3 protein-coding genes are annotated in these 6,327 nt (G+C 39.4%); 1 reads left to right on the forward strand and 2 read right to left on the reverse strand.

What is annotated here, in order from left to right:
- Positions 1 to 38: 38 nt before the first annotated feature.
- Positions 39 to 947: a LysR family transcriptional regulator gene (locus P375_RS01705; protein ID WP_039133614.1), complete on the reverse strand. Its 909-nt coding sequence runs from the start codon at positions 945 to 947 to the stop codon at positions 39 to 41.
- A gap of 141 nt (positions 948 to 1,088) precedes the next feature.
- Here P375_RS01705 and hchA point away from each other — a divergent pair, with 141 nt between their 5' ends.
- Positions 1,089 to 1,955: a glyoxalase III HchA gene (gene hchA / locus P375_RS01710; RefSeq protein WP_039133616.1), complete on the forward strand. Its 867-nt coding sequence runs from the start codon at positions 1,089 to 1,091 to the stop codon at positions 1,953 to 1,955.
- A 131-nt stretch (positions 1,956 to 2,086) separates the two neighbouring features.
- On the opposite strand, the gene P375_RS12520 is transcribed toward hchA, so the two are convergent.
- Positions 2,087 to 6,327: GA-like domain-containing protein (locus P375_RS12520; RefSeq protein WP_039133618.1), on the reverse strand; the 4,241-nt coding region annotated here is incomplete at its 5' end.

Raw genomic sequence — 6,327 nt, forward strand, 5'->3', positions numbered from 1 at the left:
CTTCGCTTAAATGGCGAAGCCTATACTGCTCACAACAGTTACATTTCATCGCTGCCATACAATCGCAGCAAACTCTGTTTTAACTGTTCAAACACAAAGGTCACCCGATCCGCAACCAAACTTTGATACGGACGATAAAGGTATAAATGCCACTGCTGTTTTTCTATTTCCGGAAATAATTCCACTAATTGCCCTTGTTGCAGATAAGGTTGACAAAACGGCGTAATAATTTGCGTGCAGGTTCTACCGGCTAAAGCAGCTTGCAACTCATAAACAGCATCGCTACTGATAAATCTGGTCTGTGCCGGAAAAAAATGAATGTCATTATTCACTCGCCAGTCCCAAATCCGTTGTAATTTAGGGTTCATTAAACCACTTAATGGATAATTTTGTGCCAAATCGGCAATATCTTTCGGCACTCCCAAACGTTCAATTAATTTAGGCGAAGCAACAATTTTCTCGTGAAAAGTACAAATATGCTGTGCAATCCAATGCGGCTCCGGTTCCAAACAGATACGTAAACCGATGTCGATTTTATGATCAATGGCTTTCACTTTATCAACAGATTGCTGCCAATCCAGCACAATGTCCGGATAAGGTTCCAGCGCTGTCAACAGTTCGCTTAATAACCTCTGATTAAGTGGCAACGGCGGCAGTGTAATGCGCACCATTCCCTGCATCGCTTTTTTATTCAGCTTATTGTTCGAAAACAAGCGCTCTTCTTCCAATAAAAACTGCTGTGCCTGCGGCAAAAACTGTTCGCCGAACGCAGTCAAACGGATATTTCGAGTATTGCGTTTAAACAGACTTTCGCCCAACAAACTTTCCAATTCAGCAATCATTCTGGTCACCGCTTGCGGCGATACCGCCAATCGTTGCGCCGTTTCCCTAAAATTCAGTGTTTCACTGGCAACACAAAAATAACGCAGTGCTTCCAATTTATTCATTTCTAAATTATTCCTTTTTTTAGAATAGTTTATTCTAATTTTATTCCTTTTTTATCACTTAATCCAACGATAGAATACACACCATCAAAACGATACTGTTGTTTAGTATTAAAAATTTCACTTTTATTTTGGAGATTTATTATGACTGAATTAAGCAAAAAACCTGTTGCCGACCGTGCAGAACATAACGCATTCTTCCCATCAGATTATTCTTTAACCCAATACACCAGCAAAGTAACTGACTTTGACGGTTTTAAATTCGATAAATCCTACAGCGGTGGTAAACATAAAGTGTTGATGATTGCTACCGATGAGCGTTATATCGAGATGAAAAACGGCAAATTATTCTCAACCGGTAACCATCCGGTAGAAATGTTGCTACCAATGTTGCATATGCACCACGCCGGCTTTGAAATTGATGTTGCAACCTTATCCGGTAATCCGGTCAAACTTGAAATTTGGGCAATGCCGGAAGAAGATAAAGCTGTAATGGATTTATACAACCAATATTTACCGAAATTGGTTAATCCGAAAAAACTGGCAGATATTTTGCCTGAAGTCTTATCTGAAAATTCACCTTATATTGCGGTCTTTATTCCGGGTGGACACGGTGTTTTAGCCGGCATTCCTCACAGCAAAGAGGTGAAATCTGTTTTAAATTGGGCATTAAATCAAGATAAACACATTATTACTTTATGTCACGGTCCGGCATCATTATTGGCGGCAAGCGTTGATGAGAAAGCGGAAGATTATCCGTTTAAAGGTTATGAAATTTGTGTATTCCCTGATGCATTAGATGAAGGTGCAAACCAAGATATCGGTTATATGCCGGGTAAATTACAATGGTTAGTGGCAGAAAATCTAGAAAAATTAGGGGTTAAAGTTTTAAACAAAGGCATTAACGGTCAAGTACATAAAGATCGTAAATTATTAACCGGTGACAGCCCGTTAGCTTCAAATGCACTTGGTATTTTAGCAGCAGAAGAACTATTGAAAACCGTTGCCTAATTAAGTATTAGCAAACATTGTAGGGAAGCGATGGCTTCCCTATTTTCTTACACAAACAAAAAACCCATCAAACAGCGTTTGATGGGTTTAACATTAAGTTCAAAAATACGAATCTATAGTAATTTTACACACTAACTAAATGTGGTTACTTGAATCGTATCATCAATATAAATGGTGATACCATTATATTGATACTGTTTCATACCAACTGTTGAAGAAACTTCTTGCTGCCACGTATTTTGAAGTTTTACAGTATCAGTACTATCTCCGTGAATAGAGATAAATCTATAAGCTAACTCATTATTAGGGTTAGCTACATTCTTAGTACCAATAATCACTTCACTGCCGTGTCCATTTAAGTTAAAGACGTCAACACCTGTAACATCAATGTGATTCTCACCATTATTAATGTTACCGAAGATTTCTAATCTTACCGGTTTTGGTGATTTACCAGTAATATTAATGGTATCCATACCAACGCCGCCTTGAATTAGAGACACACCTTCAGGTGTTAATGTATCAGATATGCCTCCAAGGTTCAGCGTATCATCCCCATTTCCTAACATCACTGTGTTTTTGTTCAACGTCCATTCTTTAATGGTAACAGTATCATTACCGCCACCTGTAGACAATGAAGTTTGTGATAACCCACCATTAACGGTAATTGTATCCTGCCCCTCTCCAGTGAGAATTTTGGCTCGCCACACATTTCCACCGAAGGTTGCAGTATTATCACCATCGCCAAGATCGATCTTAGGCGTTTTCACATCCTCTATTATTTTGTTGATTTGCGTAGCACTTTCACCATACCAAGCACGTTCAACAGGATTGCTACCGCTTATACTATCTTTATAAGCTCGATAGAAAGCAGATTCTCTGTCTGCATCTTCATAGTTTACGGCAGTATTTACGGTTAAAGTGTCATTACCATCACCTAACACAATCGCAGTATTGCCACCAATAGATTTTCTCGCTAACGATACCCCTGAACCAATAGAAATTGTATTATTTCCATTTTCAGAAAGGATAAGAGTATGTTGTTCAACACTTCCTTTTACTATCAAAGTATCATTTCCAGCACCTAAATCAATAATATTTGAAGCGTGAGTTGTGCTTGGTGTAGCAGAAGTTTGCGAGTCTGTAATATTCTTACCAACTCGCATCACATCATCCCCACTGCCAAGATTGAAATAGTTAGAGTAATTGCGTCCAGCATCACCATCACCCTTGATCGTGCTTTCAACTTCAATAGTGTCATTCCCTGTGCCCATATCTACTTTAGCTGTAGTTAATGCGAATGAATTATCACCATAATCAGAATGTAGGTCGATCATTGAACCACGAATTTTGAAGGTGTCATTGCCATCGCCCATCAAAATACGTTGAGCACCGTCAAATGAACCAGTGGAGATATTTCCTCTTTGCCCCCAGCCTGAAAGACCATAACGCAATTCAAATCTATCGTTACCCCCTCCGGTAATCACATCAGTATGACCTCCGATACCGAAAGCATAAATATAGTCATTACCATCATAGGTTTGTAACGTCGCTTTATAATCATCGCCCGTTCCACCATCAATAAAGCCACCGAAGAAATCACCATCAGGTTTCTTCGCTACAATAATGATATTATCGCCTGCTGACGTTTTTAAGCCGTCTGGACCGGTATCATTCCGTTGTTCTTCATTACCATCACTCATATAGTTTCGTGGACCTTCATTTTGATTCATATTAGTGGTTAAACGACCTAAACGTTTTACTTCTACTTCTGGTGCTACCACACCTGCTGCATTACCAGCTTGATCATAGAAGATATAAGTTTTCGGTGTTGAACCTAGATCAAAGGTTGCATCCATCGAAGGTAAATCTTTTGCACTACTATAATTTTGCTTTCCAGTAACCGAAATCTGATCAGATTCAACCTTACCATCGTAAATAAAATATTTCACCGGCTCTTTTAACTCAACATGAAGTTTTAAATTGCCTCCTGAATCTGTTGTCAAATTAGATGTTACTTCCGGTGGCGTAGTATCTACTGTTATATGTTCTTCAACAGTATTCGCTTTCTCGCTATTACTCAATGCTGTTGCTTTTAAGGTATAGCTATGTCCATTCTCAGCAGTAAAGCTACTTGCATCAAAGCTCACCGTCTGAGAGCTTGAAGTAATACCACCTTTTTCTTGTGTCCATACTGGACTGTTAGGATTCTGATCATCAAAGATTTCCAATTTGACTTTCCAGTTTGCAAGATCATTACCTGTTGCTGACAATACGACTGAAATGTCCTTCCATTGAGTATCATCTGTAACACCATTACTTGCTACATTGCCTACTATTGGATACACATCATCTTTCACAGTAACCGAGAATAAGCTAACTGATGTACCAGACTTATTATCGTTCTCAAAGAAAACATACAATGTTAATGGTGTACCATCTTCCGCAGTAAGCTCATATGTTTCATTTTGAGTCTTACTGATATTTTTTACTTTTTCTGCATCAATCTTAATTTCAAGATTACCATTCTCATCCACTCTATACTCAGAGAAACCCACAGAAGTATTACCCGGCAGAGTGTGAACCCAATCTTTCATTGGTTTCAGTTTCGGTGTATGACCTGATTCCGCATCAGGATCTTTAATCACTAACTGAGATGCCGGAATAACAAACACACCGCCATCTTTTTTAGCCAAATCATCTAAAGTTAAATGTTCTGTATTCTTAGAACTGTCTTTACGGTAATCATAATACGTTACTGTTCTATTATTTGACCAAGTAGAATCAGCATCATTGGTTACTTCAGGCACAGTATCTGTTAGTTGTTTGATTTTCGCTATTAAATCCGCTTTGCCATCATTATCGTGAACATAATTAGCCGCATCTAATGCTTTATCTTTTTCACCGTCTAATGGGAATAGCAATTTTTCTAACTTACTAACCTCTTCCTTAGTAAAACCACCTTTTGCAAATTCTGCTTTTTTCGCTTCAAATGCATCATAAGTTGCTTTTGCCTTGTTATAAGCAGCTTCTGCTAACGTTTTTGGTGTTGAACTAGCCTGATCAGGATCTGACCCCGCTCGACTTTCTTCCTCATTAGTGTAACCATCATTATCCGAATCCGATGATGGAACCTCTGCTTCCACAAATGAATTGCTACCATCTTTACCCGCTGAACCATTACCTGCCAAATCAGTTACTTTTGCCGCAATTGTTGAGCCAGCTGGTGCTACAGTTTGTGAAATAGTAATCGTATTACCACTCGCTGCTGGTGCGCTACTTAAACCAGAATCAGCCGGTTTAAATGTTGCCACTTCCCAACCTGAATCAGTCTTACGATATTGCACATAAATCGCTTGTTGTTTACCTGGCTGCGTGATATTAACATCAACCACATCGCCAATGACGGCATTCTCTGGTAAAGAAATAGAACTATCACGACCTGATTCAACATTAATACGAGGTGCATCCGGCGCTGTCGTATCCACCACATAAGTAGTCGTATTAGAAACTGTTTCTATGCGACCTGTTGCGGTATTACGCACCGTAACTTGAATACTACCCGGAGCATAACTTCCCTCTGATAAGGTAATACTGCTACCTATCAGACTTTCTTCTACGTTATTAACTTCTACTCGATCAATCGTATATCCCTGCGGTGCAGCCAATACTAATTCACCATTAGTCGTAATATTATCGCTTCCTGAAATACCTGTATCAGATCTAAAACTCATACCAACAGTCGGATCAGCTCCAAGATCAAGTTCAGCTTCTTTTCTTTCCGCAGTCGCTGAAGATTGTTTTTCCGCATCCTGAACTTTTACACCTTGAACCACTAATTTTCCAGTGAACCCATCTGTTACCGGCACAGTGAATGATACTTTGCCGTTAATGATATCATTTTCAGTTAAGCTATAACCCGATTTATCACCACCCAAATAAGAAGGTGTTTTACCTAAGAGAATCACGCCACTTAACTTATCACCCGGTTTCACGTTTTGCATACCAGTCAAACTCACTTCAACAGTAACCGGATTTAATTGCCCATCAGCGCCCACACCTAACTCGTCACGATCAATAACCGTATCATTACCATCACCAACAATTGTTACTTCTGGTTTGCCTGTTGGAATTGGGGTTACTGAAGACGGTTGAGGAATCACAATACTCGCAGACTCACCCTCTTTTGCTGTTTTATACGAACCAGCCGGCAATTTACCGATCTCTTGTTCCGCTAATGATTTTGCCTCATTAGCAGCCGTAATCGCTTGATCTAACTGAGCTTTCTCTGTTGCAGTAACTACACCATTCAACTCAATTCGTTCTTTTAACTTCTGTGCGTCTGTCGCTTTCTGCTTCGCTTCTGCTAATGCCG

It is taken from the genome of Gallibacterium genomosp. 2 (assembly GCF_000771895.1).
Taxonomy (GTDB): domain Bacteria; phylum Pseudomonadota; class Gammaproteobacteria; order Enterobacterales; family Pasteurellaceae; genus Gallibacterium.

Coding starts and splice junctions, on each gene's coding strand:
- P375_RS01705 (WP_039133614.1), bottom strand. CDS start 947: ATGAATAAATTGGAAGCACTGCGTTATTTTTGTGTTGCCAGTGAAACA.
- hchA (WP_039133616.1), top strand. CDS start 1,089: ATGACTGAATTAAGCAAAAAACCTGTTGCCGACCGTGCAGAACATAAC.